We start from the raw sequence: 24,182 nt of genomic DNA, 5'->3' as shown, positions 1-24,182 counted from the left end.
AGGAGCCCCGCATGTCCAGTCCAGCATCCGAAGTTGCGCGCCGTCTCGGGGAGAATGCCGAGGCGGTGTGCCGTCGTTATCTCTCCAACGGGCGCCGCGAAGGCCATTACTGGATGGTCGGCGACATCAGCAATTCTCCGGGGCGAAGCCTCTATGTGCGGCTTGCTTCCAGTGCCAATGGCGGCGGCGCCCCCGGGAAATGGACCGACGCTGCGAGCGGCGATCATGGCGATCTCCTCGACGTCATCGCCGCGAGCTGCGGCCATACGGCATTTCGTGAAACCCTCGAGGAAGCACGGCGGTTTCTAAGCATGCCGCCGCCGCCCGAGGCACCGCGAAATCCTGCACCCGCAAAGGCTCCCACCGGGTCCCCGGAGTCGGCGCGTCGGCTGCTGGCTGCGACCAAGCCCTTGAAGGCGAGTCTCGGTGAGGCCTATCTGGTTGGCCGATCGATCACCGACATTCTTCCGGACTACCCGCTACGCTTTCATCCGCACTGCTTCTACAGGGCATCCAGCGACGATGCGCGCGGAGGTCGACCGGCGTGGCCGGCGATGATCGCGGTGGTGACCGACCTCGCCGGGACCGTCACGGGTGTGCATCGGACCTGGCTCGATCCCGAAACGAACGACAAGGCGCCGATCGCCTATCCGCGCCGCGCCATGGGGCATCTGCTCGGTAATGGCGTGCGGTTCGGAGCATCGGGAAGGGTCATGGCGGCGGGCGAAGGGATCGAGACCATCCTGTCCTTGCGGCAGGTCATGCCAACCCTGCCGATGATCTCCGGGCTCTCGGGCGCACATCTTGCCGCAATCGCGTTTCCCGACATGTTGAAGAGGCTCTACGTCGCGCGCGACGATGATCCCGCCGGGGACGCTGCGCTGGCGACGCTCAGCGAGCGCGCGTCACAATGTGGCATCGACGTCCTCCCGCTCGAACCCCGGCATGGCGATTTCAACGGCGACCTCAGGGCGGTCGGCCGCGCTGCGATGGCGGCCTCGCTTCGCAGCCAGCTCTTGCCTGCCGATCGCTTGAAGTTTCTTTGAACGCATCGGGTTCGCCGGAAGGGGCAGGGCAGCGGATGGGCGCGTAGGCTTTCCGCTGCGACGTGCGCGCCCGGCCTTCGCGAGAGGGCGACTGCGGCAGACGGGGCGGGGGCCGCAATGGGGGACGCGCGGCTATTTTCCGCCGGGGCCTCGCGGCCCCTTTGCATCGCGAAACAAAATAGCCGCGCGTCCCCCATCCTCCGCTGCGCTCCGGTCGCGGCGCGCCGCGATGCGGACCCACCCCGCATGCCGCGGGCCGTCGCCACGAAGGCCGCGCGAGGCGCGGCACAATCAGACGGAGATCCATCATGCACGGCGACGCCACCCCTCACGACCATCCAGCCGAACCCGGAACGACGGCCTATCTGCTTCAGGAAATGCAGCTCTTCGGTCATCGGCCCTTCGAGGGTGAACCCGACCCGAGACCGCTCCCCGATGCGCATCTTGCCGGTGGTGCCATCGCCGACATGTTCGATGCGCTAGCGGGGTGTCTCGTGGAGACCCGGATCGAGCCCGATCTCGACGACCTTCTCTGGAATCTCGTCAACATCTTCCACCGTGCCGGCGAGCGGGTCGAGCGGCAGCTCGACGACAATGAGCAGACCCAGCGACGGCTCCAACGCGAGCAGGATGGCAGCGAGATCCGCTCGGTCGAACTCGAGCGGGCAACGCGCGAGGGCATCTCCCTGATCGAGCGGCGCGACGCGATGGAATTTTTCCGCGAGGCCGCCGCCGACCAATTCCGGCTTCTGCTCCGCAAGGCTTGGGCGCCTCGTACCGGATCGCGAGCGCACCATCGCAACCTGACGGCATCGATGATCGACAGCCGCGACTTTCTCGACGCGCGGCTTCGCGAGAAGGCTGCGGCCTTGCTGCCCGAAGGAACCCGCATCGCCTTTACCGGCGGGAGCGACTGCGATGATCACAACGCCATCTGGAGCGCACTCGACAAGGTCCGGGCCCGGCATACCGACATGATCCTTCTCCATGGAGCGACGCCCACCGGCGCCGAACGCGCCGCCGCCTGCTGGGCCGACAGCCGCGGCGTGGCACAGGTCGCCTTCCGGCCCGACTGGAACCGGCATGGGAAGGCGGCACCGTTCAAGCGCAACGACCGGATGCTCGAGGCACTTCCCGTTGGTCTCATCGTCTTTCCGGGAACTGGAATTCAGGACAATCTCGCCGACAAGGCTTCAAAAATGGGCATCCCGCTCTGGGACTTCCGCAAGGGTTCCGGCTGAGCCGCGGAATTCCGCGGCTTTGCGGAAATTGCCTCAATCTGGTTCTATCTCTGGAATATATTTGAATAATATGGGCTTAGCCCGCACTTTCAGATTCTCCGAAGATCGCCTGGACCAGCGGTGATCGGCCGTCGCGAGCCGGCCAGCCTTGTAAGAGGGCAAGGCCGCTCGCACTGACGAGGGGCTCGCGGACCCGGCAGGTCGGAAACGCCGGTCGGCGCGCCAAGGGTCATAATGCCGACGATGGACGCCGCGCATGCATTTGCGCTCGACGTCAGTCATGTGAAGGACAAGGCAGGTCTTGCCGACCTGCTGCAGGAAGCCTGCTCGCGAATGGGGTGCTCCTGGTTCGCGCTCAGTCACCACATCGACTTCATGGCCGATCCGGACCGAGGCGTTCGCGTCCACAATTACCCGGAAGAGTGGGCACTGTGGTTCGACGAGCGGCGGCTCGGGGTCACCGATCCCGTCCACCGCGAGAGCCAGCGCAACATGTCGGGTTTCCTCTGGCACGATATGAGGACCGAGCGGCCTGAAGACGAAGTCATTCTTGCCGAGGCGCGGCGGCACGGCATCGGTGATGGTCTCACCGTGCCGGCGCATCTTCCCGGCCATGCGCATGGCTCGGTTTCGTTTGCGTGGAAGCCGGGTAGCTCTGCGAGTGCCGACGCGCTGCAATTTGCGCGGATGATTGGCGGTCCCGCTTTCGATGCGGCGCGCCTTATCGCCTATCCGGATCTCGCGCACATCGGGCCACGCCTGACCCGTCGGCAGCGCGAGGTGCTGGTCTGGGCGGCCAAGGGCGAGTCCGTCCCCAGAATAGGGCTAAGACTTGGTCTCAGTCCGGACACGGTGCGCGAACATCTGCGCAATGCCCGCCAGCGCTACGAGGCGAATGGCGGTATCACGCTCACCGTGCGCGCGCTGTACGATGGCGACATAAGTTTCGAGGACATCGCCAAACGCTGAGAAAAATCGGGGACACCCCCCGATCATGCTATGGTGCAGCGGCGAAAAGCCCTTCAATTGGAACGCCTCTTTTCAAACGGAGGCAAATCCATGCTGCTTATTGTCGATTCCACCAACCGGGCTCTCGAGCATAAGGCGATGCGCGCGATGTTCGAGGCGCGCAAGCGCGTCTTCATCGATCTTCTGAAATGGGATATTCCTGCGCTGGCCGATCGCTTCGAGCTGGACCAGTTCGACGACGTCGATGCCACCTATCTGATCGTGACCGATCCGGACGGCGAGCATCTCGCCTCGGCGCGCCTGCTGCTCACCACCCAGCCTGCGCTCCTCGACAGCCTCTTCTCGGGGCTGGTCGCAGGGGACGTGCCGCAGGGCCCCAACGTCCTCGAAATCACCCGCTTCTGTCTGTCGCCCGGAATTGGCGCGCGGCAGCGGCGGATCGCCCGCGACTCGCTGCTTGTCGGGCTTGCCGAGTTCGCGCTCGCCAACGAGATCCGCACCTATACCGGCGTCGCCGAGCTGCCCTGGTTCCGCCAGATCCAGACCTTCGGCTGGGATTGCTGCTCGCTCGGCGAGCCCGTCCTCCACCGCGGGCAAGCGCTCGTTGGGCTTCGCATCGATATCGATGCCTCGACCGTCGCAAAACTCGCTGGCGCGGGGATTGTCAGCCATGCAGTTGCGGCGTCGGCCGCCTGTGCAGCGTGAGGAGAGGACGATGCTGATCAACCACGCCGCGCTCGACGCGCGATCCCATCAATCCTCTGCCGCTCAGGCGCTGATGGAAAATGGCTATTCTATCCTGCGAGGCGCCGCCCCAGAATCGCTCATCGAAGCGATCGCTGCGGATCTCGAACCACGCTACGAGGCGACGCCCTTCTGCGAGGGCGGTTTCTATGGCGAGCGGACCAAGCGGTTCGGCCGCCTCCTGATCCGCTCGCCGCATATGGCCGATCTCGTGATGAACCCGGCGATCCTCGAAATGGCTGAGACTGCGCTCGGCAACTGGTGCGAGCGGATCCAACTCAACCTTTCCCAAGCAATCGAGCTGCATCCGGGCGCGCTCGCGCAATTCCCGCACCGCGACCAGGACATGTGGCAAGGCGCGCTGGGCGAGGTCGAATATCTCGTCAATGTCATGTGGCCGCTCACGCCATTTACCGAGGCTAATGGCGCGACGATCATCTGGCCGGGCAGCCACGGTGTCGAGGCCTTGGTCGAGGAGCCCAAAGAAGCCCCGATCGTTGCCGAGGCGCAGCCCGGCGACGCCATCGTCTTCCTCGGCTCGACGCTGCACGGTGCCGGCGCAAATCGGAGCGGGGACGTTCGCCGCGGGATAATCGTCAGCTACTGTCTCGGCTGGCTGAAACCCTATGAAAATCAGTGGCTGGCCTATCCGCCCGAAATTGCGCGGACATTCTCGCCCGAGCTTGCGGCGCTTGCGGGTTACGCGCAACATCGCCCCAATCTCGGGAACTTCGAGGGACAATGCCCGTCGGTGCTGTTCGGCGGCTATCCCGAGGACCCGATAGCCGCGATCGATGCGCTGCGGCCTGATCAACAGGCACTCCTCGCCGACTATGTCGCCGCGCAGCGGCCGGAAGGAGAAGGCGAGCGCGGGGCGTTGGCGGCATGAGCCCGGGCGCCACGATGGAGCGGGTCTATCTGGACCTGAAGGCGCGCATCCTGTCGGGCTCCTATCCGCCGGGCACCCGGCTCGAGGCCGCGCATCTCTCGAAATCGCTCGCCTCGAGCGCCACTCCGGTCCGCGATGCGCTCTATCGTCTCTCGGGCGAGCGGATCATCGAGAGCTGGCATCAGGAGGGGTTTCGGCAGCCCCTCCTGAGTGAGGCCGACCTAGTTGACCTATACGGCTGGGCTGGCGCGCTCCTGTCGATGGCGCTCAAGGGGCGGTCCCCGCGGCCTGACTTGCCCGGCGGCCTCATCGATCTCGCGACGCACGACTCATATCCCGAGGCGATCGAAAGTCTCTTCAGGACCATCGCGATCGGAAGCTCCAACGGCGAACTTCGCGCGGCGATCGTCAATATTGTCGAGCGCAGCATGACAATTCGCTCGCTGGAGGTCCGCGTTGATGCCGACGCTGGCGAAGCGCTCAAGGCGATGGCGGAGGACTACCGCTTCGGGCGCTGGAGCGCTTTGCGCAGCAAAATCACGCGCTTCCATCGCCGCCGGGCAGGGTTCGCGGGGCGCGTTGCTGCCGAGATCCGCAAACGCTCGGAGCCGCTCCGATAATATTCGGACGATATGAGTCGTATAAAATTCCTATACGGCGCCGCCGCCCTAGCTTCGATCGAGCCGCAATTCCGCGGCATCATGGAGGAAACGATCATGGATCGCGAAACCAACGACATCGTCGAGCTCGGCACCGTCAGCGCCGATACCGCCGGCGAAGAACGCTTCGGCATCGAAGCGGGCGGCAAGGAACTGGTTCAGGGTCTGAGCCAGGACTGAGCCGGTCGGTCGGGGGCCGGCTTCCCGGCCTCCGGCTTCCACTTCAACCTCCGTCGAAAGGTCAAAACGATGGATATCGACACCGACACGCTCGTCGAACTCGGCACCGTGTGCGCCGACACTGCCGGCGAGCATGGTCTGCCCCTCGAAATGGGCGGCCGCGAAGACTGGGCCGGACTGACCCAGGACTGATCGCCACTTCGGGAGCCGGCCCTCGCGGTCGGTCTCCCGATCTGCCGGATAAAAATGCCATGGGATTGACGCTCGCGCCCGGAACGGGCTTCTGCGAGACAGCGGAGGAACTCGTCTTCCTCGATCTCGCTCGCGACAAATATCTATCGCTCCGCGGCCAGGACCGTGCCGCGTTCGACCGCCTGCGCCGTGGCGAACCCAATGACGGCGGCGCAATCGCGAGGCTTGTTGCGACTGGCCTCTTTGTCTCGACCAATGGCCCGGGATCGGTCGAACCCGCGGCGATCGATGTGCCCACGCGAGACCTCGCGGCGGTAAGTCACGAGAGCTTCAGCCCGCGCATGGCCTTGTCGACCGCGTTTGCACTCCGATGGGCACGTCGCGCCATGCGGCCCGAGCAGATTGGGTTCACGATCGAGGCCGTCCGCGCGCGGAAGGCGGGAGTGGGCCCCTCTGCTGCCGATGGCGAGATTGAGATTGTTTCCGCCCGATATGCTGCCGCTCGATGGCTCAATCCCGTTCCGCAGCGCTGTCTGATCGACGCGCTTGCGCTCGACCACATACTACTAGCGCGCGGGCTTGCCTCGACAATGGTGTTCGGCATTCGGATGTCACCCTTCAAGGCGCATTGCTGGCTGCAGTCCCCGTCGGCGATACTGACCGGGACGGCTGCCGAAGCCCGCAACTTCGTGCCGATCCTGGTGATCCGGTGAGAGGGGCGATCCTCGCCTTCGTGGGCGATGCCGAGCGAGCCGCTGACGTCGTGGCCGCGGCGGAACGGACCGGTCTTGTCGCGGTGGACATCCAGCCCGGCAGGGTGATTTTTGCGAACAGTTCGCTGCCGGTCCAGCGCGCGCCCGGCGGCACCGTCATCATCGGTGATTGCTTCACGCGCTACCCCGCCTCGGGGCGGCCACCCCGCTTCTGCTGGGGGAACTTCATCGCCTTCACCGCCGATGGCGGCGCGCTTGGGATCGAGCGGGCGGCGCTCACCGGCATGCCCCTATACTGGAGCCGCCATCCCGCGGGTCTCATCTGCGCGTCCGACCCGGCCATGCTCCGGGCCCGGCCACAGGATATCGCCATCGACTGGGACTATGTCGCCGGGGCGCTCGCCTATATCAACCTTCGCACCGAGCGGACGGGGCTGTCGGGCGTGCATGAGCTCCTCGCCGGCACACGCATCCTGTTCGATGGTCTCAAGATTGCGGTCGAGGCGAGCTGGTCGCCTTGGGACCATGTCCCGCCGCCGCGCTCGACTAGGCCGGAGGAACTTCCGTTAGAGCTCGAGAAGCGGATCAACGACTGTACGGCCGCCTGGAGCGGATCCCGGAAGGGCATCATCGTCGAGCTGTCGGGCGGCCTTGATTCCTCGATCGTGACCGCAGCGCTCGCAGCGGCCGGCGCCGACGTCTCGGCGATCACCTTTGCCACGCCCGACGCGGAGGGCGATGAGCGTTATTTCGCACGGGCTGTCGCAGACCGATGCGCGATCGATCTTGTGGAGATCGAGCATAACGATGTCGGCATCGATCTCGTCTCGCTGCCGACCCTCTTCACGGCAAGGCCGGGCGCCTACAGCGTCCTCGGCGGTCTCGATCGTGCGTTCGCCGAGGCAGTGCCAGACCACGAGCGTCCGATCTTCGGCGGAATAGGCGGCGATAGCGTCTTTCATTTCGACAGCACGGTCGCGCCGGTCCTCGATAGTTGGGCGCGCTGGGGCTTGTCGCGCCGGACCCTTGCGACCTTGCGCGACGTCGCGCGTGCGAGTGACGCGACGATCTGGGAGGCGTTGCGCCTCAGCTGGCGAGCGCATCGCGCGGGTCCGCGTCGCGGCTGGCGCCGCGACGTCGATTACCTCGATGCCAAGGCCCTTCCGGACAAACCATTTCCGCATCCTTGGGATGACGGCGCTGGCGCGGTGTCGCAGGCCAAGCGGAACCATGCGGAATCCATCCGGCGCATAATCGACTTCCTCGACCGACCGTTGCGCTGGGAGGGCCGCGACGTCGTCTCGCCATTGCTCTCGCAGCCCGTGGTTGAACTTTGCCTCTCGATCCCGAGCGGGAGCTGGTTTGTCGGCGGGCGTAACCGCGCCGTGGCGCGCGCAGCTTTCGCCGATCGGCTTCCGGCCGAGGTCGTGTGGCGCAAAGGCAAGGGCCGGATGGAAGCGCTCTGCGCCGCCGCCTATCTCAGGCAGCGGGCGCAGCTCCGCGACCTGCTGCTCGGCGGCAGACTGGCCGAGCGCGGCCTGCTCGATGTCGACAGGATCGAGACCTATCTCACCCTCGATCTTGCCGAGGGCGACTTCGATTATTTCCGGTTGATCGAGATCGGCGACGTCGAACGCTGGGTGCGCTCGGTTGAAGCGCGCGCTTCCGCCGGCGCGAATTTGGACCAGCGCTGATATTGGAAGGCCTTGGCGGGGTCGGGATCGATCTCGTCCTTCAGCCAGAAGCGAAACCAGTCGAGGTTGCGCTCATAGGCGGCAAGCTTTTGCCTGGGCTCGACCTTGTTGTGCGGCGCATATGGAAAGATATGCGCCTCGCCCATTCGGGCCGTGGCGAGCCTGCTAATCAGCTCGATCGACAGACGTGCTTCCTGTTCAGGAAACTGCATCAGGATCGGCGCGGTGATGCGATCGGTATTGAGCGCGGGGGAGAGCTCCTTCCACGCCTCTGGCGTCTCGTCGGGCGACCCGGCGCCCCACACTTTCCGGACATTGTCGGCGAAGGTCTCGCGGCCCGGACGGGCATTGAACCAGTAATAGGCAGGCTCCATCTGGACCGAGGCGATCGAGACGGCCTTCAACAGGTCGCTGTGCGTCGCGGCCCACATCGTGACCTCGCTGCCGAAGCTGAGCCCGCCCATGCCGACACGGGCTCGGTCGACGATGCCGCGCTCAGCGAGCAACGTCGTGACGGCCTCGATCGCGGCGAGTCCGCGTTTATAGCGGGCATCCTTGTCGGTATCGCCGGGCACCGCATTGATGCAGAGCGCCGCGATGCCGTGCGCGGCAAGTGCCCGCAGTGGCCATTCATTGCCGACGCCCCCGCGAAGATATCCTGCGCATGCATAATAGGTGACGAAGAGCGGCAGCCGCCCGGGGATCTTCGGGCGGATCAATACGCCCGACGCACGGCTGCCGCTCACCTGCCACACGATCGTTTCGGCAAGGAGCCCGTCGCGGTCAGGATAGGAATTGGGGGAATCGATTATGCGCTTCGCGCCGCCGCGATCGATGCGGACGAGGCGCGGCGGAAGCGCGGCGGCAGCTTCGACGCAGAAGATCGCGCTCCCGGCGGCGGCGCAGGGGAGATAATATTTCTGTCCGCCAGCGAGCTGTCCTTCGCTCGCGGCCAGCTTCTCGAGGCGCTTCGTCCTTGGTGACCAGCGCAGGAGCGTCTGGCGGTAATCGGCGTCGTGCAGCGCCACGACCGTGTCGCCATTCATCGGGAGCGCCCATGAGAGGCGGGGAAGGTCGGCGGCGCAGCCAATCTTGGTCTTGCAGACGCCCCTGTCTTCGAGCGCCTTCTGTAGAGCGGGTGGCAAGTCGCTCGTCAGGAACGCGACCGGATCGGGCTGCGGGGCGAGCAACAGGGATTCGGTCTCGCTGGCGCGGCGAGAGCTGCCGCCGGGCGTGGTCGTAGTAAGAGTTCGCGGCGCCGAGGCGAGGAGCGGGGCACGGTCGAACCAGTCATTGGAAAAGCGCTGGCTCGCCACGCGGCCGTTGATCAGCGCGCCGCGGAAGAGTGGCTGGGCAAGATCGGTCTGGCCGTCGACCAGGATGCCGGTCTCACGTTCGGTCTCTTCGGTGCGTGCGATCAGGTCGCGTGATGGCCCTTCGCGCGTGACGATTGCGCCGTCCCGTGTGAGCGCAAAGGCCTCGATGTCGCCATCGCCGCCCGCCGCTAGCGTGAAGCCGGACCCGTCGACCGGACTGGCCCAGAGCGCGGCCCGGCCATCGACGAGCGCGCGAACGATAAGCCGCTGGCTATCTGGCGACCATTTGGCTTCTCCCGGTTCGACGACGCCGGCATCGTTCCAAAGTGCGGTCCCGGTGCGCCCGAGCGCGCGCGGCGGCGATTTGCCGTCGGCGGCGACGACATACCAGTCGACGTCGATCCGGTTGGTGAGCGTCGAGGGGCGTTCGATGCGATAGGCGACCCACGTGCCGTCGGGTGAAGTGCTTAGACCGGAGATATCGGCAGTCTCGGCGATTTCGCGCGACGTGACCTGGCTGGCCGCGGGCGAAGCCGCGGCCAGCAGGGCGAAAAGGAGCGCCGTTCGGCTTACCACCGGATGACCGCCTGGAGCGAGATCATGCGGCCGAGCGGGCTTGCCTTTTCGGGGTCGTAGCCGAGCGCCGAGGTCTGGCTCTTATTGTGGACATAGGGCGGGTCGCGATCGAACAAATTCTGGATCGCGAGGCCGAGCTGCAAGCCGCCCCCAGTGGCATCGTCGGCATTGCCGCCGATTCGTTGCAACAGGGTGAGGTCGACGGTCGTCCACGACGACACCCGCTCATTTGGAACGACGACCTGGTTGCGATAGCCATCGGTGTAGTTGACGAACGTGCTGACCGCGAACCCATCCCTCGACCAGCCGAGTCGTCCGCGCATGCGCCATTTGACCGGGCTTGCGTAGAGGCCGACGAAGTCGCTGCTCGCCGATCCAGGCGAAAGCTGCTTGATGATCGAGAAGATGTGGGTGCCACTGACCCCGACGTCGAGCGTTCCGCCTGCGAACTCGGGCGCATAGCCGATGTCGAAGTCGATGCCCTTCTGATGCTCGCGCGCGAGGTTGCGCGTCTGCCCGTCGAGGATCGCGACGACTTGTCCCGGCGCGATATTGATCGGGTTCGTGAAGGTCGGCTGATTATAGTAGAATTGCACGAGGTCGAGGGACGGATTGTCGGTCACCACCCCGCCGAACACGTCGCGGTTGGTGAGGAAGCGCAGATAATCCTCGGTGAGCGTCCCGATGCGATCGCGGTAATCGACATCGAAATAGGTGAGCGCTGCCCGGAAGCCCGGCATCGAACGCGGCGCGATGTCCACGCCCGCGGTCCATGTCGTCGCCTGCTCGGGCTGGATGTTCGGCGCATAGCCGAACAGAGCGAGAACGTTCGACGTGCCGGTCGGCGAGCGCGGGTCGGGGACGGTCGCCGTCGTGTAGAGCGAAAGCGCCGGGCCGATCAGCTCGTCGAACTGCGGGGCGCGGAACGATGTACCGTAGGAACCGCGCAGCGCGACGCCCTCGACGGGCTCCCAGCGTGCGCTGACTTTCGGATTCTTGGTGCGCCCGAACTGGTTGTAGTCCTCGATGCGGCCCGCAAGCGTCAGGTCGAGCTTGTGGAAGCCCGGCATTGCATTGTCGCGGCCGAAGATGGGCACCAGCAGCTCGGCGTAGATCGACTTGACGTGGCGCGGCCCCGGAAAGCCCGGATAGAATCCCGCCGAGGGCGTGAGCGTGCTGGTGTCGAGGATACGATAATAGTCATAGGCCTCGCGGCGATACTCGGCGCCTGCCGCGAGGCGGACGTCGCCCGCGGGTAAGCGGAAGATCGGACCATCGGCGCGCAGCGCGGCGGACCATGTCTTGAAGTCGTCGATCGTCTCGACGCCGCCTCGGATATAGGCGCTTGTCGCAGGATTGTTCGCAGTCCCGTCGCCAAAGACGTTGAACGCGGTTGCGGGATTGGTGTCGGCGAGCGCGACCGCGAGGCGGGCGCTGTTGACCTGGTTGCGCGTCCGAGCCTTGCCCTTCTGGACGCCATAGGCTCCGCCAAGCTGGATCCGCCATTCGCCGATCGTCTGTTCGAGGCCTGCCGAGGTCGACAGTGCCCGCACGCGGCCTTCGTTGATCTGCGGCCCGACGTCGTTTACGAAATTATAGGTGACCTGCACGGGCTGGCGGGTGCCGATCGGATCGACATAGAAGGGGTTCGTCACCGGAACGCGCGCCGTGCGCAGCGCGGTGACATTGCTTTCCTTGCGATATTTGCGCTGCGCCCCGAGGATCGAGGCACGGAAGGTCAGCCCGTCGGTGATCTCGAACTCGCCCGCAGCATAAAGGCTATGCACGCGCTGGCGCGGCAGGAGGTCCGTCTCGGCGCGATTGTCGCGGCGGTTCTGGACGCCGGGGAGAAGCTGCGCGGCGGTCAGATCGCGGCCATTCTGTCCGGTGGGAATGCCGAAGAGCTGGCCATTAGCGGCGCGGATTGTGCCGGGACTGGCATAGATCGAGCGATAGTCGGGGCCGCCGAAGGGGCGGAGATCCTCGCGCGCGAAATCGCGTTCGGCTGCCGCGAGTGCGCCGCGATCCGAATATTGATAGGCGAGGACGAGATGTCCGCCGCTCCACTTCTTTCCGAAAAGCTGGCTGAACTGGACTTCGGTGATGTCGCCGTCCGCCGTGCCGGCGCGCAGGATCGTCTCGGCCCCCTCGAAGCGGTTGCGGAGACGGAGATTGATAACGCCGGCAACCGCATCGGCGCCGTAGATGGCCGAAGCGCCGTCTGTCAGCACTTCTATTCTCTCGACGGCGGTCATCGGGATGAGCGAGATGTCGGCGAAGAGGCCGCCGACGCCGCCGAGCGCCGGGCGCGCGCCGTCGATCAGGACGAGGGTAGAGTTGGTGCCGAGACCACGCAGGTTGATGCTCGAACCGAGTGTTGCGTCGTTGCCGGTGCCGTTGCGCGTCGTCGCGCCGGTGGTGGTTTCGTTCGAACCGCCGCCAAAGGCCTGCGGCAGCGACTGGAGCATTTGCTGGACGGTACCGTAACCGCTCTTCTCGATGGCCTCGCGGTCGATCGTCACCACCGGCGAACCTGTCGGGCCTGCCCCGCGAATGCGCGAGCCCGTGACGAGGATCGCTTCGCCGCCGCCGTCAGTCGAGCCAGTTTCCTCGGCAGAATCGTTTCCCGAGCGAAGCACCCAGGCCCCTTCGACCAGTTCGACATTGAGGCCGGTACCGGCAAGTAGACGCGAGAGGGCGGTATCGGGGTTCAGGCGACCCTGAACACGGGCATTCCGTTTCCCTTCCACGAGGCTCGTCGAGGCGATCACTTCGCGGCCCGAAATCTGTGAATAGCGTTGCAGCGCTGCGCCGAGATCTTGCGCGGCAATATTGTAGCTCTGCTGTGTTGAGGGTGACTGCGCTTGCGCGGCCGGAACCTGAATCGCGATTGCCGCGGTGCCCACCGAGAGCATCGCCGCCAGAAACTTGTACTTCATTCTACCTCCCCAAGCGGCCACTGATGACCGTCTGGGGGTGCAAAACACCGGAAAGGAGATTTCCCCCCTCTCCGATGGGAATTATTTTTTGCTGAGCGTGATCGCGTCCGGTCCGTCGGTCGCTTGGAGCCCCAATGCCGCGGCGAGCTTGCGGGCAAGGCTTGCGCCGTTGGTTACATCAAAACGGCCTGTCACCGGGAGCGAGGTGAGGGCGGGATCCGCGAGGCGGATCGGTCTCGAGTTCACTTTATTCGCCGCTTCGATCACCGCGCCGAGCGGAAGTCCGTCGGCGGCAAGCATCTTCGCCGGTTCCGCTGTCGGCACCGGACTGCTCATCGCCGGGATGAGGCGTGGACCGCTTTCCGAGACTTCGGCACTCTCGCCGGGGGCGAGGCGGACAATCTTTGCCGTCCCGCCGAGGCGAACTTCCACCGAGCCGCGCACGAGTTTGACCTTGGGGGCGTTCGAGCGCGCATCGACCTCGAACACCGTGCCGAGGGCTTTCGTCTCGGAGATGCCGGCGACGACGATGAAGGGGCGGGCGCTGTCGTGCGCAACATCGAAGCGTGCGCGGCCGCCGTGCAAGCGGATCCGGCGCTCGGTCTCGGAGAATTGCGGCTCGGCCCAGGCGCCGTCCGTCAGCGTCACGGTGGAGCCATCGGCGAGACGAAGCTGGCCGGGCAGCATGGGACCAGCTGCTATCTGGGGCGTGTCGCTTTGACGCGCCATGTGCCAGGCGAAGGCGAGGGCGATGCCGACCGCGGCGATCGTCGCGACGGCCCAGCGGAAACCGCCGGTCGATCTGTGTTCGGTCCGCGCCTTCGCATCGATACGGGCGCGCGATGCCGTGCGAGCCACCGCGACATCATCCTCGGACATAGCAAAGGCCTCGGCATTGCCGGGCTTCGCATACCATTGCTCGAAGGCCTCGCGGTCGGCCTCGGACGGTGTTCCGCGCATCCGCACGGCCCATTCGGCCGCTTCGCGCTCGACGGACCTCACGATTGCGTGTCTCGCGCCTTGCGAATGGCCATCCGGGCTTTGACGAGATGATTTTCCACGGCTTTTTCGCTTATGCCTTTGATTCGTGCGATCTCGGAATAGCTGAGATCGTCGAAAGTTTGCATCAGGAATACATCCCGAGTGGTTGGATTCAGCCTTGCGATGGCGTCCTCGACGCGGCGCAGCGTGTCGCGGTGTTCGAGCGCGGCATGGGGATCGGGACCCGCGACGTCATGGTCCTCGAAACTATGGTGGGCGTGGGTCTGGTTGCGAACCCCGGAACGAGCCCGGTTCTTGAGGATCGCCCGTGCTGCAGTCGCGACATAGGCCCGCGACGCCTGGAGGAGCCCTGTTCCCGTTCCCTTTGCGCTGAAGAGGCGGCGGAATGTCTCCTGCACGAGGTCGGGCACCTCGTGCGGCGGTACGCTGCGCCGGAAGATCGCGGTCACATAACGCCGTTCGGCCGCATAGATCGCTTCCGCGCGACCGGCCGCGCCAGCGCCTTCCCAATCGCCCGGCGGCAGCGGATCGCCCGACGACAGAGCGCGCCGATTTGAGGGGTCGTCTTCGAAATCCATTTGCCATCGCCTACCGGTCGAGCCGAGAGGCAGGTGTGCCGGGAGGTAAGAACATATTCGGAAATATGCGCCGCCGCCTTTAGCCCGAGGGCCTGGACATACGCGTCGGCCACCCGGCAGCGGATGGGAATATCATAAGGCTTCCGAACGAGATTCTTACGTCTCGGCACCGTGCGCCTTCTTGCCCGATGCAGGGCAAGCATAGCTCGCCGTAGCGGCAGGGCAAGTCAGTGTCGCGCAACTTCGTCCAATATGAATCCATCTCCATGCCAGCGGCTTGAAGACAGCGTGCGCGCCGGCGAGGCGATGACGGCGGAATCGACGCAACCCAGGTTAACTTGCTGCAACCGCGGCAAGAGAGGTCGGTTTCAGCAGCATGCTACCACCAACCGACGACAGTTCCCATCCTCTGGCTCAACGCTTCCAGGCCTTCATCCGTTCGGCGGATTTTCCGTGCGTCGGAGCGAAGTCGGCGCTGGCGCGAAGCCAGATCCGCTTCGTCGTCGGCCGCGACATGCGCTCGGCTTGGGACGATTTGCGCATCTACCCCAATCTCCTCGATCTCGCCTGGAGTTATGCGCGCTCGCCGAGCCTATTCCATTCGCTCGTGGTGATCTTCGAGGAGGATGGTGGGCTCGACGAGCAAGCGTTCGAGACATGCCTGTGGGAGCGTATCGACTCGCTGAGCCGGAAGGACGACTGGGCGGGCCAGCCGCCAGATCCACGCGTCAGTCACAGCCCTGATGACCCGCACTTCTCGTTGAGCTTCGGCGGCGAGGCCTTTTTCGTCGTCGGGCTCCACCCCCGAGCCAGCCGTCCCGCTCGCCGCTTCGAACGCCCCGCGCTGGTGTTCAACCTGCACGACCAGTTCGAGAAGCTCCGCGAGACCGACGTCTATGAGAGGATGCGCAGCAAGATCATCGCACGCGACGTCGCCCTCGCCGGCAACGCGAACCCCATGCTTGCCCGTCACGGCGATGTGTCGGAGGCACGACAATATTCGGGGCGGGCTGTCGGACCCGATTGGCGGTGTCCCTTCTCCGGACGTAACGCGGCGCCCTGAGCGCCTCTGCGCAGCCTATTTTGCCGGGCGGCGCGGCGCCAGGTCGAAACTCTCCCCATCGCGAAGCGCGTGAAGCGTCGCGCCGTGAAGCGACACGATGCCGCCGGTCGACGCGCCCGCCGCGGCGGAATGGCTCGCCTGCGACGCGTCGACGATCGTGACGCCGCCGCTTCCGATCACCTGCGCGGTGCCGGCCTCGATCCGGAGCGCGGTGTCCTCGTCGATCCCGATTCCGAGACAGTCGGGACGACGGCTGACCGCGCCGAGAAGCCGCCCGATGCGCCCGCGCTCCGCGAAATGCTGGTCGATGATGCAGTCGCGGATGAGGCCAAGCCCCGGCGCCAGTTCGATATCGTCGATGCGCGGCGTCTCTTCACCGCTTCCGCCGATGAGCATCGTTTCGCCCTGCGCCGAGGCTCCCGCCGACGTTCCCGCGATAAGTCCCCCGCGATCGTGGAGCGCGTGAATGGCCGCCTCGATGGGCGTGTCTCCGGTGAGGCTCACGAGGCGCGACTGGTCGCCGCCGGTGAAGAAGATACCGTCGGCCTGGTCGATCATCCGTACGCGCGCCGGATCCCGGGCTTGATCCCGATCGTCGAGGTAAAGCTCGACGAGCCGGCCGATCCCAAGCGGCGCAAAGCCCTCGCAATAGGCCTCGAAATATCCATCGCGCTTCGCGCTGGCGATAGTGGCAATGACGAGCGTGCCTTGGCCCAACTCAGCAGCGATTGCACCGAGTATCTTGCGGCTGCCATCCTTGTCTTCATGGCCGCCGATCACGAAAAGGGGGCCGCGATTAATGGGCATGGTGATCCTTCCAGACGATGTCGGAAACCGCGGACATTCCCTCGCGGGCATAGGCGGCGGCGAAATGCGGACTATTGTGCGCGATGCCGATCGCGCCGTCGCGGTCGAGAAGGATGACGCCCGCCTCGGCTCGGAGGCGCGCCATCGGCTCGAAAATAGTTGTAACCGCCGCGCTGGCGCCCGTTGTCTCGAGCGCGCGCATCACGCGCGCGGCAAGCAGCGTCCGTGCGATCGCCTCGCCGTCTCCCGAAAGCGACACCGCGCCGATGCCGTCCTCGGCATAGAAGCCGCAGCCGGGAAGCGGTGCGTCGCCGACGCGCCCGGCGAGCGTGCCCGCCAGTCCGCCGGTCGATGTCGCCGCGGCAACATGTCCCGCCCGGTCGCGCGCAACGCAGCCGACCGTATCATGGTCGCTCTCGCCCGCTGTCGCCGGGCGCATGGCTTCCATGGATTCCGCGATACCGCTCGATCGTGCGAACGCCTCGGCGCCGGCACCGACGAGGAGCACGGGCGGCTCGCGAAGCATGGCATGCGCCGCTTCGACGGGATTGTAGAGGAGCCGCACGCAAGCGACCGCCCCGACGTCGAGCGTGGCGCCATCCATGATACCCGCGTCCATCTCGACCTCGCCGTCGGCATTCGCCACCGATCCCCGGCCGGCGTTGAACAGCGGATCATCCTCGAGCAGGCAGACCGCGGTCTTGACCGCCTCGAGCGCGCTGCCGCCGCGCTCCAATATCATCCTGCCGGCTTCCAACGCTGCCGCGCACCCCTCGCGGCGCGGTGCCTGCAGCGCTGGCGGGATCCGGCACGCTCCGCCGTGGACCGCGATCGCCCAACGACCGTCAGCCATGCGCCGCCTCCAGCAACCGGGCGTCCTCAGGACCGGCGCCCGCCGCCCAGGCTTCGACGATCCTCCATATCCCGTCGACGTCGGTCGGCGTGAGCACCACGATATCGCCGGGGCGCGCGGCCGCAAGGCAAGCCGAGGCAGCGTCATACTCACCATCGTGCATACCGATCGCGGCCGCATCGAGCCCCGCTGCGAGGGCGCCCTTGCGCATCAGGGCATTGGCTTCGCCGGGTGGGCGTCCCCTGAGGTCAACATTCTCGCGCAGCATCAGGACGTCGAACATCCCGCCCGAGAGAGCGCCGATATCGACGAGATCGCAATCGCGCCGGTCGCCCGGGATGCCGATCATTCCGATCACACGGGCGTCGCTGTCGCCGCGCATCGAGCTGAGCAACTCGGCGAGCGCGGTGAGCGCGGCGCGGTTATGGGCATAATCGACGACGATCCTTACCCCGTGCGCCTCGGCAAGGCTGAGACGCCCCGGCGAATCCTCGAAGCTTGGGCGAAAGGATGCGAGGGCTGAGACGATCATACCCGGAGCAATCCCATAGGCGGCGGCCATCGCGGCGGCCGCGGCGGCATTCTCGACATTGAACCGGGCCGTCCCGTTCAGCGTCACCGGAATATTCGCGAAGGGAATGATCGGCATGGATTCGCTGCCCCGGTGTAGCATGAGCGTTCCGCGCTCGCAGCTTACCGCCAGTCCGCCGCTCTCGAGATGCGCTTGGATCGGTGCCAACGCAGCCGCTACCGCTCCGCCGGTGAACCAGACGATCCGTCCGCGGGCCCGGCGTGCCATCCGCACGGTGAGCGGGTCGGCGGCGTTGAGAACGCAGGCGCCGCTCTTTTTGACGTTGCGGGCAACGATCGCTTTGACGCGCGCCAGGTCGGCGAGCGTCTCGATGCCCTTGAGGCCGAGATGGTCGGGCGTGACATTAAGGACTGCCCCCACGTCGCACGCGTCGAAGGCGAGCCCCTCACGCAGCATCCCGCCGCGCGCGGTCTCGAGAACCGCCGCTTCGACGCGGGGATGGCGCAGGAGCATGCGCGCGCTCTTCGGGCCGCTTGCGTCGCCCCCTGTGCTGCGGGTCTCGCCGACATAGACGCCCGACGTGCAGGTGAAGCCGGTGGTGAGGCCATGCTGTTCGAGGATCCGGGCGAGCATGCGCACGGTCGTCGTCTTGCCGTTCGTCCCGGTGACCGCGAAAATGGGGATGCGGCTCTTGCTTCCCTTCGGAAAGAGCGAGGCGATGATCGGCCGCGCGACGTCGCGCGCTGTCCCTTCGGACGGCGCAAGATGCATGCGAAGCCCGGGCGCGGCATTGACTTCGACGATGCCTCCGCCCGTTTCGCGGGCGCTTTTCGCGATATCGGGTACGATCATGTCGATGCCGGCGACGTCGAGGCCGAGCGCCGCGGCGGCGTCGATCGCGATCGCTGCATTTTCGGGGTGGATGGCATCGGTCCGGTCGATCGCGCTGCCGCCGGTCGAGAGGTTGGCCGCGCCGCGAAGCATGACGATTTCGCCGGCTTCGGGAACGCTCGCGAGCGTAAAGTTCGCCTCGGCAAGCAAGGCCTCGAGCGCGGCGTCGATGCGGATCCGGGTGAGCACGGCCTCATGACCGACGCCGCGGCGCGGATCATCGTTTACCGCCTCGATCAGCCTGGAGATGCTGCTCCTGCCATCGCCGGTCACATGCGCGGCGACGCGCTCGGCCACCGCGACCACCGCCTTGCCGACGACGAGAATGCGGTGATCGGTGCCGATGAGCTGGCGCTCGACGATGACGCGCGGCGCGATGCATTGCGCTCGTTCGAAGGCATCGCGGAGCGCGCCATCGTCGGCGACACAAGTGGTGACGCCGCGGCCCTGATTGCCGTCGAGCGGTTTGACGACGACCGGCCAGCCCAGTTTTGCCGCGGCGCGCTCCGCCTCCGGCGCCGTCCGCACGAGTTCGCCGGCCGGTACCGGGATGCCGATGCTCGCGAGCATTTCCTTCGCCGCCTGCTTGTTGGCGGCGAGTTCGGCGCCGATCAGCGACGTCGCGCCGGTCACGCTCGCGCGGATGCGGCGCTGGCGGTGACCGGTGCCGAGCTGGATGAGACTTGCCTTGTCGAGCCGCAGGACGGGGATATGCCGGCGCCGCGCTTCGGCGACAAGCGCCGCGGTGCTGGGGCCGAGCCCGTTCGTGCGGACGATCGCTCGAAGCGCGCCCACTCTCCTGTCTGTATCGAGCGCTCTGCCGTCCAATTCCGGGGCGATACGATCGAGCCCCTCGGCACCCTGCATCGCAGTCGGAAGCAGCGCGTTCACGAGTTCTATGGCTGCCCGCCCGGCGGCAAGGCCGCTCGGCGCATCGGCGTAGCAGTAGAGAATGTCATATTGGCCCGGCTTGCCGCGCACCCTGCGCGTCTTGCCCCTCGTGACCGCGGCCCCGGCGCTGGTCTGCAGCTCGATCGCCACATGTTCGATGATATGGCCGAGCCGGGTTCCGTCGGCGAGCCGGCGGAGAAAGCCGCCAGGCGCGCCATAGCTGCAGCCATGGCCCGCGAGGCCGGGAAGCAGCGATTGCAGGGCGTCGCCAAAACCCGGGAGGCGGTCGCTCGGATAATCGTCGAGGATCCCGAGATCGACGCGGATCCGGATCATCGGACGCCGGCTGTAGAGGTTGGGGCCGCTATAGACCGAGCGTTCGAGCACGTGCAGCTGGGCGGAACTCAATGCGCCGGCCTTGCAGAGGGCAGCGACCGGTTGCCGCGCTCGAGGGGCGCGGTTCGAGCCGGGGCGCGCGAGAAGATGGGGCCGGGAGGGGAGAGGGGGAAGGGCGGCATGCTTGTCCTTGGGTTGGGTCCTGCAGCTGCCAACGCGAGCGGCTGGGCCCGGTTGCCGGGGTTAACCTGGATCATGGCGATTGTTGCCGGCGGGTCGGCAACTGCACGCGCGGGGGCGCGTTGGGGAAGCAGGCGATGACGCATCTCCTGCCAGAGCGGGGCGCGCCCTTCGGGCTCGACCGTTCTCCTCTGAAACCCGTCTCGAGGGGAAGAAGAGCAAGGTCGATGCGCGCGCCTGTTCTTCATTCGGGGGGACCGGACAGAAGGCACAACGATGAAATTCGACAGCGAGACCAGCTTCCTTACCGCATTCGACAATGAAGAGAGCCGCCACGGCGGGCCCGTTGCCGGTATTGCCGCGCGCGCCCGGCACCTCGCGCTCATCGGCTGTTTCCGGCCGCGCCAGTGCGGGATCGCGACCTTCACCGCCGACATTTACGACCATCTGACGACCGCGCGTCCCGACATGGCGATCGATGTCTATGCGATGGCAGCCAGGCCGGGCGATGCGAGCGATTCAGCGGCCGCCCGCGGAATCGACGAGCGCGATGCTGACGGCTATCGCGCCGCAGCGGAGGCGATCAACGTAAGCGGCGCCGACGCGGTCTGGCTCCAGCATGAGTTCGGGATTTTCGGGGGTCCCGCAGGCGACATGGTGCTGGGGCTCGTCGACCGCGTTGCGGCGCCGCTGATCGTCACCTTCCATACCATCCTCGCCGAGCCGAGCGCCGACCAGCGGCGCGTGATGGAGCATCTCGTCGCGAAGGCGGCGAAGCTCGTCGTGATGAGCGCCTTCGGCCGCGAGACGCTGATCCGAATCTATGGCGCGAAGGCGGAGCGCATCGAGCTCATCGAGCATGGCACCCCCGACCGGGCCTTCGAGGCATGTTCGCCGCTTCGCGAGCGGCTCGGCCTTGCGGGCCGTCCGGTCGTTTCGACCTTCGGCCTCCTCGGGCCGGGCAAGGGGCTGGAAGCGGCCATCCGCGCGCTGCCGGCGATTGCCGCCCAATATCCCGACATTCTCTATCGGATCGTCGGCGCCACCCATCCCAATCTCGTCGCTGCCGAGGGGGAAGCCTATCGGCAGAGCCTTGCCGACCTCGCCGGGGAGCTCGGCGTCGCGGACAATATCGCCTGGGAGAACCGCTTTCTCGACCTGCCCGAACTCCTCGAACAGATCGAGCTATGCGATATCTATCTCGCGCCTTATCCCAATCTCGCGCAGATCACCTCGGGTACGCTCGCCTATGCGGTGGCGCTCGGCCGCGCGGTCGTATCGACGCCCTTTGTGCATGCACGCGAACTGCTCGCCGACGACGTGGGCATCCTGCTCGGCGGGGCCGACAGCGACGCGATTGCCGAGGCAGTGCTTCTCCTCCTCGCACACCCAGGCGAACGGCGCGCGCTCCAGGAGCGCGCCTATGCGCGCGGCCGGTCTACCGCCTGGCCGGTCATCGCGGCGCGCTTTGCATCGCTGATCGAAAACGTCGCGGCCGTGCCGGCGCGGCGCGAGCCGCGGCGGATGTTCCCCTCCTTCGCCGCGATCCGCGCGCTCTCGGACGATGTCGGCATATTGCAGCACGGGACGGGGCTCATTCCCGACCGAAATCACGGCTATTGCATCGACGACAATGCGCGCGCGCTGATGCTCGTCAATGCGAGCGCGTCGCTCGGCGAGGAGGAATATGGCCTGCTCTTCGCGCGCTACGCCGCCTTCCTTCACCATGGTTGGAACCCCGATCGCGGGCGCTTCCGCAACTTCATGGCCTATGACCGGCGCTGGCTCGAGGATGAAGGATCCGAAGACAGCAACGGGCGAACGCTCTGGGCGCTTGGCCATGGCGCAGCGCACGCGCGCACGCCGGAACTCCGCGCATGGTGCGCGGGATTGTTTTCGCGCACCGCCCGCTTGGCAGCCGACCTCAAAAGTCCGCGCGCGATCGCGTTCGCACTTCTCGGAGCCGACGAACTCCTGGCGCGCGAGCCGGGGCATGCCGCGGCAGGCGCGATCGTCGAGCGCGGCGGCGCCTTCCTGCACGCGCTCTGGCGCAGCGCGCGGCGGAGCGGCTGGGAGTGGTTCGAACCCGCTCTCGCCTATGACAATGCGCGTCTCGCCGAGGCGCTCCTGCGCGCCGGCCGACGGCTGGATTCCGTTCCGATGGAAGAGGCCGGCATCGGGGCGCTCGACTGGCTCTGCGACATCCAGACGAGCAGCGAGGGGCATTTCCGTCCGATGGGCTGCGAAGGCTTCGGCGCCGAGGGCGAGCTTTTTCCGTTCGATCAACAGCCGCTCGAAGCCTGGGCGACAGTCGATGCCGCCGCCGCCGCCTACCGCTTGACGGGCAAGCTGCGCTGGCATGACCGGGCCGAGCGGGCCTATGGCTGGTTTCTCGGCGCGAACGACCGCGGCGCGGTGATAGCGAGCTCGGCAACGGGGCGCTGCTGCGACGGGCTGACCCGTCACGGGGTCAATTCGAATGTCGGGGCCGAGTCCGCGCTGGCTTTTCACCTTGCGCACCGCGCGATGGCCGATACATTCTGGACGCGGGGGATAGCGAAGGACACCAGCGCCAGCGATGTTGATCTGCAATCCGAACCACACGCCGCTGCACATTCTTCATGAGAAGCTTGCGGCCGACCCCGCGCGGGTCGTGCTCAGGCCCTTCCACCTCGCCTGGCAGTCCAATGTGTCCGAACCATCGCGGGCGGCGCAGCTCGCCGCCGACATATTGGCGATGGACGAGGAGGAGGCCGAGGCACAGCTCGGCCTCGTGTGGAAGGATTTTTCCGAGCGCCACTGGCAGATCGGGCGAATCTTCGACGAACGCTTCGCCGAGGTCGCGGAAGATCTGGAGCTCGATCCCGCCATCGTCTCGCCCGTCAAGCGGCGGCTGATCGGCGCCTATTTCTGCCACGAATATAGCTATGCCGCCGCCGCGCTCATGAACCCGAGCGTCGTCCCGCATCCCGACCAGAGCGGGCTTGCCGCAGACCAGCAGCGCTTTCTCATGTCGATGCGCGCGGTGGGCGAGGGCCATATCAGCTCGGTCGCCTTCCGCGAGGGAATCATCGGCGAGGGCGGCGACTTCACGCTTTGGCCCCAGTCGGGGCCCGCGATGGCGGCGGTTGCCGACGACCGCCATCGGCTTGGCGATGACGGCAAGGTGAATGTCCACCGTCAGCCCGACAGTGCGATCTCGAACAGCGTTCTCTTTCCGATGACCGAGGCGCAGCGCGGCGGCATCGAGGATCTGCGTCTGGTGCCCTTCGTGCACGACGACGGGCGTACCGAATATATCGGCACTTATACGGCCTATTCGGGGCAGGCGATCCGCTCGGAGCTCCTGCGCACGACCGATTTCTCGGGCTTCTCGCTCGAACCACTGTCGGGGCGCGCCGCGCGCCACAAGGGCATGGCGCTGTTTCCGCGCAAGGTCGGCGGCCGCTATCTCATGATCGCGCGGCAGGACGGCAAGAATATCACCATCATCGCGTCGGACAGTCTCACCGACTGGGACGACGAGGGACAGATCCTCATGCGTCCCGCCTATGCGTGGGAGCTCATCCAGATGGGCAATTGCGGCAGCCCGATCGAATGCGACGAGGGCTGGATCCTTCTCACGCACGGCGTCGGTGCGATGCGCAAATACAGCCTTGGCGCGGCCTTGCTCGACCGCGACGATCCGACCAAACTCATCGCGCGCACCGAGTGCCCGATCCTATCGGCCGCCGAGAGCGACCGCGAGGGCTATGTGCCGAATGTGGTCTATACCTGCGGCGCGATGCGCGTCGGTGGGGACCTGTTCATACCTTACGGGATTTCGGACAGCGCGATCGGTTTTGCGACGACGCCGATCGAGCGGCTGCTCGCGAGCATGCGTTAGAGGCC

20 protein-coding genes are annotated in these 24,182 nt (G+C 66.3%); 13 read left to right on the top strand and 7 right to left on the bottom strand.

Annotated elements, in window-relative coordinates:
* Positions 1-11: 11 nt before the first annotated feature.
* The 10 genes from ACTJI5_RS04580 to ACTJI5_RS04535 all read left to right on the top strand — a co-directional run bounded on the left by ACTJI5_RS04580 (position 12) and on the right by ACTJI5_RS04535 (position 8,327).
* A complete protein-coding gene (locus ACTJI5_RS04580) occupies positions 12-1,046 on the top strand; it encodes a DUF7146 domain-containing protein (RefSeq protein WP_440859499.1) in 1,035 nt (344 codons plus the stop codon).
* Positions 1,047-1,354: 308 nt separating this feature from the next.
* Positions 1,355-2,287 carry a DUF2493 domain-containing protein gene (locus tag ACTJI5_RS04575; protein ID WP_252171064.1) on the top strand — a complete coding sequence of 311 codons (933 nt, stop codon included), beginning with the start codon at positions 1,355-1,357 and terminating at the stop codon, positions 2,285-2,287.
* A gap of 234 nt (positions 2,288-2,521) precedes the next feature.
* On the top strand, positions 2,522-3,256 hold the full coding sequence (locus ACTJI5_RS04570; protein WP_252171063.1) for a LuxR family transcriptional regulator: 735 nt from the start codon (positions 2,522-2,524) through the stop codon (positions 3,254-3,256).
* A 90-nt stretch (positions 3,257-3,346) separates the two neighbouring features.
* Positions 3,347-3,961: an acyl-homoserine-lactone synthase gene (locus ACTJI5_RS04565; protein WP_252171062.1), complete on the top strand. Its 615-nt coding sequence runs from the start codon at positions 3,347-3,349 to the stop codon at positions 3,959-3,961.
* Between the two features lie 10 nt (positions 3,962-3,971).
* On the top strand, positions 3,972-4,889 hold the full coding sequence (locus ACTJI5_RS04560) for a phytanoyl-CoA dioxygenase family protein (RefSeq protein ID WP_252171060.1): 918 nt from the start codon (positions 3,972-3,974) through the stop codon (positions 4,887-4,889).
* On the top strand, positions 4,886-5,509 hold the full coding sequence (locus ACTJI5_RS04555; protein WP_440859498.1) for a GntR family transcriptional regulator: 624 nt from the start codon (positions 4,886-4,888) through the stop codon (positions 5,507-5,509). The genes ACTJI5_RS04560 and ACTJI5_RS04555 overlap by 4 nt, the downstream gene beginning before the upstream one ends.
* 96 nt (positions 5,510-5,605) lie before the next feature.
* Complete coding sequence (locus ACTJI5_RS04550; protein ID WP_302851571.1) at positions 5,606-5,728, top strand: hypothetical protein; 123 nt, start codon at positions 5,606-5,608, stop codon at positions 5,726-5,728.
* Between the two features lie 69 nt (positions 5,729-5,797).
* The gene (locus ACTJI5_RS04545) at positions 5,798-5,920 is read left to right on the top strand and encodes a hypothetical protein (RefSeq protein WP_302851570.1); all 123 of its coding nucleotides are present in this window, start codon (positions 5,798-5,800) and stop codon (positions 5,918-5,920) included.
* 65 nt (positions 5,921-5,985) lie between these two features.
* On the top strand, positions 5,986-6,633 hold the full coding sequence (locus ACTJI5_RS04540) for a lasso peptide biosynthesis B2 protein (protein WP_440859497.1): 648 nt from the start codon (positions 5,986-5,988) through the stop codon (positions 6,631-6,633).
* Positions 6,630-8,327: an asparagine synthase-related protein gene (locus tag ACTJI5_RS04535; RefSeq protein ID WP_252171057.1), complete on the top strand. Its 1,698-nt coding sequence runs from the start codon at positions 6,630-6,632 to the stop codon at positions 8,325-8,327. Before ACTJI5_RS04540 ends, ACTJI5_RS04535 begins: the two co-directional genes overlap by 4 nt.
* Here the strand turns inward: ACTJI5_RS04535 and ACTJI5_RS04530 are convergent.
* The 4 genes from ACTJI5_RS04530 to ACTJI5_RS04515 form a co-directional block, all read right to left on the bottom strand.
* Entirely contained in the window at positions 8,234-10,219 is a 1,986-nt protein-coding gene (locus tag ACTJI5_RS04530; protein WP_440859496.1) for an Atxe2 family lasso peptide isopeptidase, read from the bottom strand. The two genes, ACTJI5_RS04535 and ACTJI5_RS04530, sit on opposite strands and share 94 nt — an antisense overlap.
* On the bottom strand, positions 10,213-13,158 hold the full coding sequence (locus ACTJI5_RS04525; RefSeq protein ID WP_440859495.1) for a TonB-dependent receptor domain-containing protein: 2,946 nt from the start codon (positions 13,156-13,158) through the stop codon (positions 10,213-10,215). The genes ACTJI5_RS04530 and ACTJI5_RS04525 overlap by 7 nt, the downstream gene beginning before the upstream one ends.
* An 81-nt stretch (positions 13,159-13,239) precedes the next feature.
* Entirely contained in the window at positions 13,240-14,160 is a 921-nt protein-coding gene (locus ACTJI5_RS04520; RefSeq protein WP_440859494.1) for a FecR family protein, read from the bottom strand.
* A complete protein-coding gene (locus tag ACTJI5_RS04515; RefSeq protein ID WP_294048076.1) occupies positions 14,157-14,738 on the bottom strand; it encodes an RNA polymerase sigma factor in 582 nt (193 codons plus the stop codon). Before ACTJI5_RS04515 ends, ACTJI5_RS04520 begins: the two co-directional genes overlap by 4 nt.
* Before the next feature lie 376 nt (positions 14,739-15,114).
* Here ACTJI5_RS04515 and gntA point away from each other — a divergent pair, with 376 nt between their 5' ends.
* Complete coding sequence (gene gntA / locus ACTJI5_RS04510) at positions 15,115-15,801, top strand: guanitoxin biosynthesis heme-dependent pre-guanitoxin N-hydroxylase GntA (RefSeq protein ID WP_440859493.1); 687 nt, start codon at positions 15,115-15,117, stop codon at positions 15,799-15,801.
* A gap of 15 nt (positions 15,802-15,816) precedes the next feature.
* Here gntA and ACTJI5_RS04505 read toward each other — a convergent pair whose 3' ends face one another.
* The 3 genes from ACTJI5_RS04505 to cphA are packed head-to-tail and all read right to left on the bottom strand — an operon-like array spanning position 15,817 to position 20,183.
* On the bottom strand, positions 15,817-16,608 hold the full coding sequence (locus tag ACTJI5_RS04505) for a cyanophycinase (RefSeq protein ID WP_411339003.1): 792 nt from the start codon (positions 16,606-16,608) through the stop codon (positions 15,817-15,819).
* Positions 16,598-17,461: an isoaspartyl peptidase/L-asparaginase family protein gene (locus ACTJI5_RS04500; protein WP_440859492.1), complete on the bottom strand. Its 864-nt coding sequence runs from the start codon at positions 17,459-17,461 to the stop codon at positions 16,598-16,600. The genes ACTJI5_RS04505 and ACTJI5_RS04500 overlap by 11 nt, the downstream gene beginning before the upstream one ends.
* On the bottom strand, positions 17,454-20,183 hold the full coding sequence (cphA, locus tag ACTJI5_RS04495; RefSeq protein ID WP_440859491.1) for a cyanophycin synthetase: 2,730 nt from the start codon (positions 20,181-20,183) through the stop codon (positions 17,454-17,456). The genes ACTJI5_RS04500 and cphA overlap by 8 nt, the downstream gene beginning before the upstream one ends.
* Positions 20,184-20,567: 384 nt before the next feature.
* On the opposite strand from cphA, the gene ACTJI5_RS04490 reads away from it, so the two are divergent.
* Both ACTJI5_RS04490 and ACTJI5_RS04485 read left to right on the top strand, forming a co-directional pair.
* Positions 20,568-22,916 (top strand): glycosyltransferase family 4 protein, encoded by a 2,349-nt coding sequence (locus tag ACTJI5_RS04490; RefSeq protein WP_440859490.1) that lies wholly within the window; start codon positions 20,568-20,570, stop codon positions 22,914-22,916.
* The gene (locus tag ACTJI5_RS04485) at positions 22,870-24,177 is read left to right on the top strand and encodes a glycoside hydrolase family 130 protein (protein WP_252171047.1); all 1,308 of its coding nucleotides are present in this window, start codon (positions 22,870-22,872) and stop codon (positions 24,175-24,177) included. Before ACTJI5_RS04490 ends, ACTJI5_RS04485 begins: the two co-directional genes overlap by 47 nt.
* Positions 24,178-24,182 lie beyond the last annotated feature (5 nt).

Origin of the sequence: Sphingopyxis sp. 22461 (assembly GCF_052044915.1) — a bacterium.
GTDB lineage: Bacteria > Pseudomonadota > Alphaproteobacteria > Sphingomonadales > Sphingomonadaceae > Sphingopyxis.
This window is presented reverse-complemented; position numbering and strand designations above follow the sequence as displayed.

Excerpts from the sequence above, each read along its gene's own strand:
- ACTJI5_RS04580 (WP_440859499.1), top strand. The coding sequence starts at position 12 with ATGTCCAGTCCAGCATCCGAAGTTGCGCGCCGTCTCGGGGAGAATGCC.
- ACTJI5_RS04575 (WP_252171064.1), top strand. The coding sequence starts at position 1,355 with ATGCACGGCGACGCCACCCCTCACGACCATCCAGCCGAACCCGGAACG.
- ACTJI5_RS04570 (WP_252171063.1), top strand. The coding sequence starts at position 2,522 with ATGCCGACGATGGACGCCGCGCATGCATTTGCGCTCGACGTCAGTCAT.
- ACTJI5_RS04565 (WP_252171062.1), top strand. The coding sequence starts at position 3,347 with ATGCTGCTTATTGTCGATTCCACCAACCGGGCTCTCGAGCATAAGGCG.
- ACTJI5_RS04560 (WP_252171060.1), top strand. The coding sequence starts at position 3,972 with ATGCTGATCAACCACGCCGCGCTCGACGCGCGATCCCATCAATCCTCT.
- ACTJI5_RS04555 (WP_440859498.1), top strand. The coding sequence starts at position 4,886 with ATGAGCCCGGGCGCCACGATGGAGCGGGTCTATCTGGACCTGAAGGCG.
- ACTJI5_RS04550 (WP_302851571.1), top strand. The coding sequence starts at position 5,606 with ATGGATCGCGAAACCAACGACATCGTCGAGCTCGGCACCGTCAGCGCC.
- ACTJI5_RS04545 (WP_302851570.1), top strand. The coding sequence starts at position 5,798 with ATGGATATCGACACCGACACGCTCGTCGAACTCGGCACCGTGTGCGCC.
- ACTJI5_RS04525 (WP_440859495.1), bottom strand. The coding sequence starts at position 13,158 with ATGAAGTACAAGTTTCTGGCGGCGATGCTCTCGGTGGGCACCGCGGCA.
- ACTJI5_RS04515 (WP_294048076.1), bottom strand. The coding sequence starts at position 14,738 with ATGGATTTCGAAGACGACCCCTCAAATCGGCGCGCTCTGTCGTCGGGC.
- gntA (WP_440859493.1), top strand. The coding sequence starts at position 15,115 with ATGCTACCACCAACCGACGACAGTTCCCATCCTCTGGCTCAACGCTTC.
- ACTJI5_RS04505 (WP_411339003.1), bottom strand. The coding sequence starts at position 16,608 with ATGCCCATTAATCGCGGCCCCCTTTTCGTGATCGGCGGCCATGAAGAC.
- ACTJI5_RS04500 (WP_440859492.1), bottom strand. The coding sequence starts at position 17,461 with ATGGCTGACGGTCGTTGGGCGATCGCGGTCCACGGCGGAGCGTGCCGG.
- ACTJI5_RS04490 (WP_440859490.1), top strand. The coding sequence starts at position 20,568 with ATGAAATTCGACAGCGAGACCAGCTTCCTTACCGCATTCGACAATGAA.
- ACTJI5_RS04485 (WP_252171047.1), top strand. The coding sequence starts at position 22,870 with ATGTTGATCTGCAATCCGAACCACACGCCGCTGCACATTCTTCATGAG.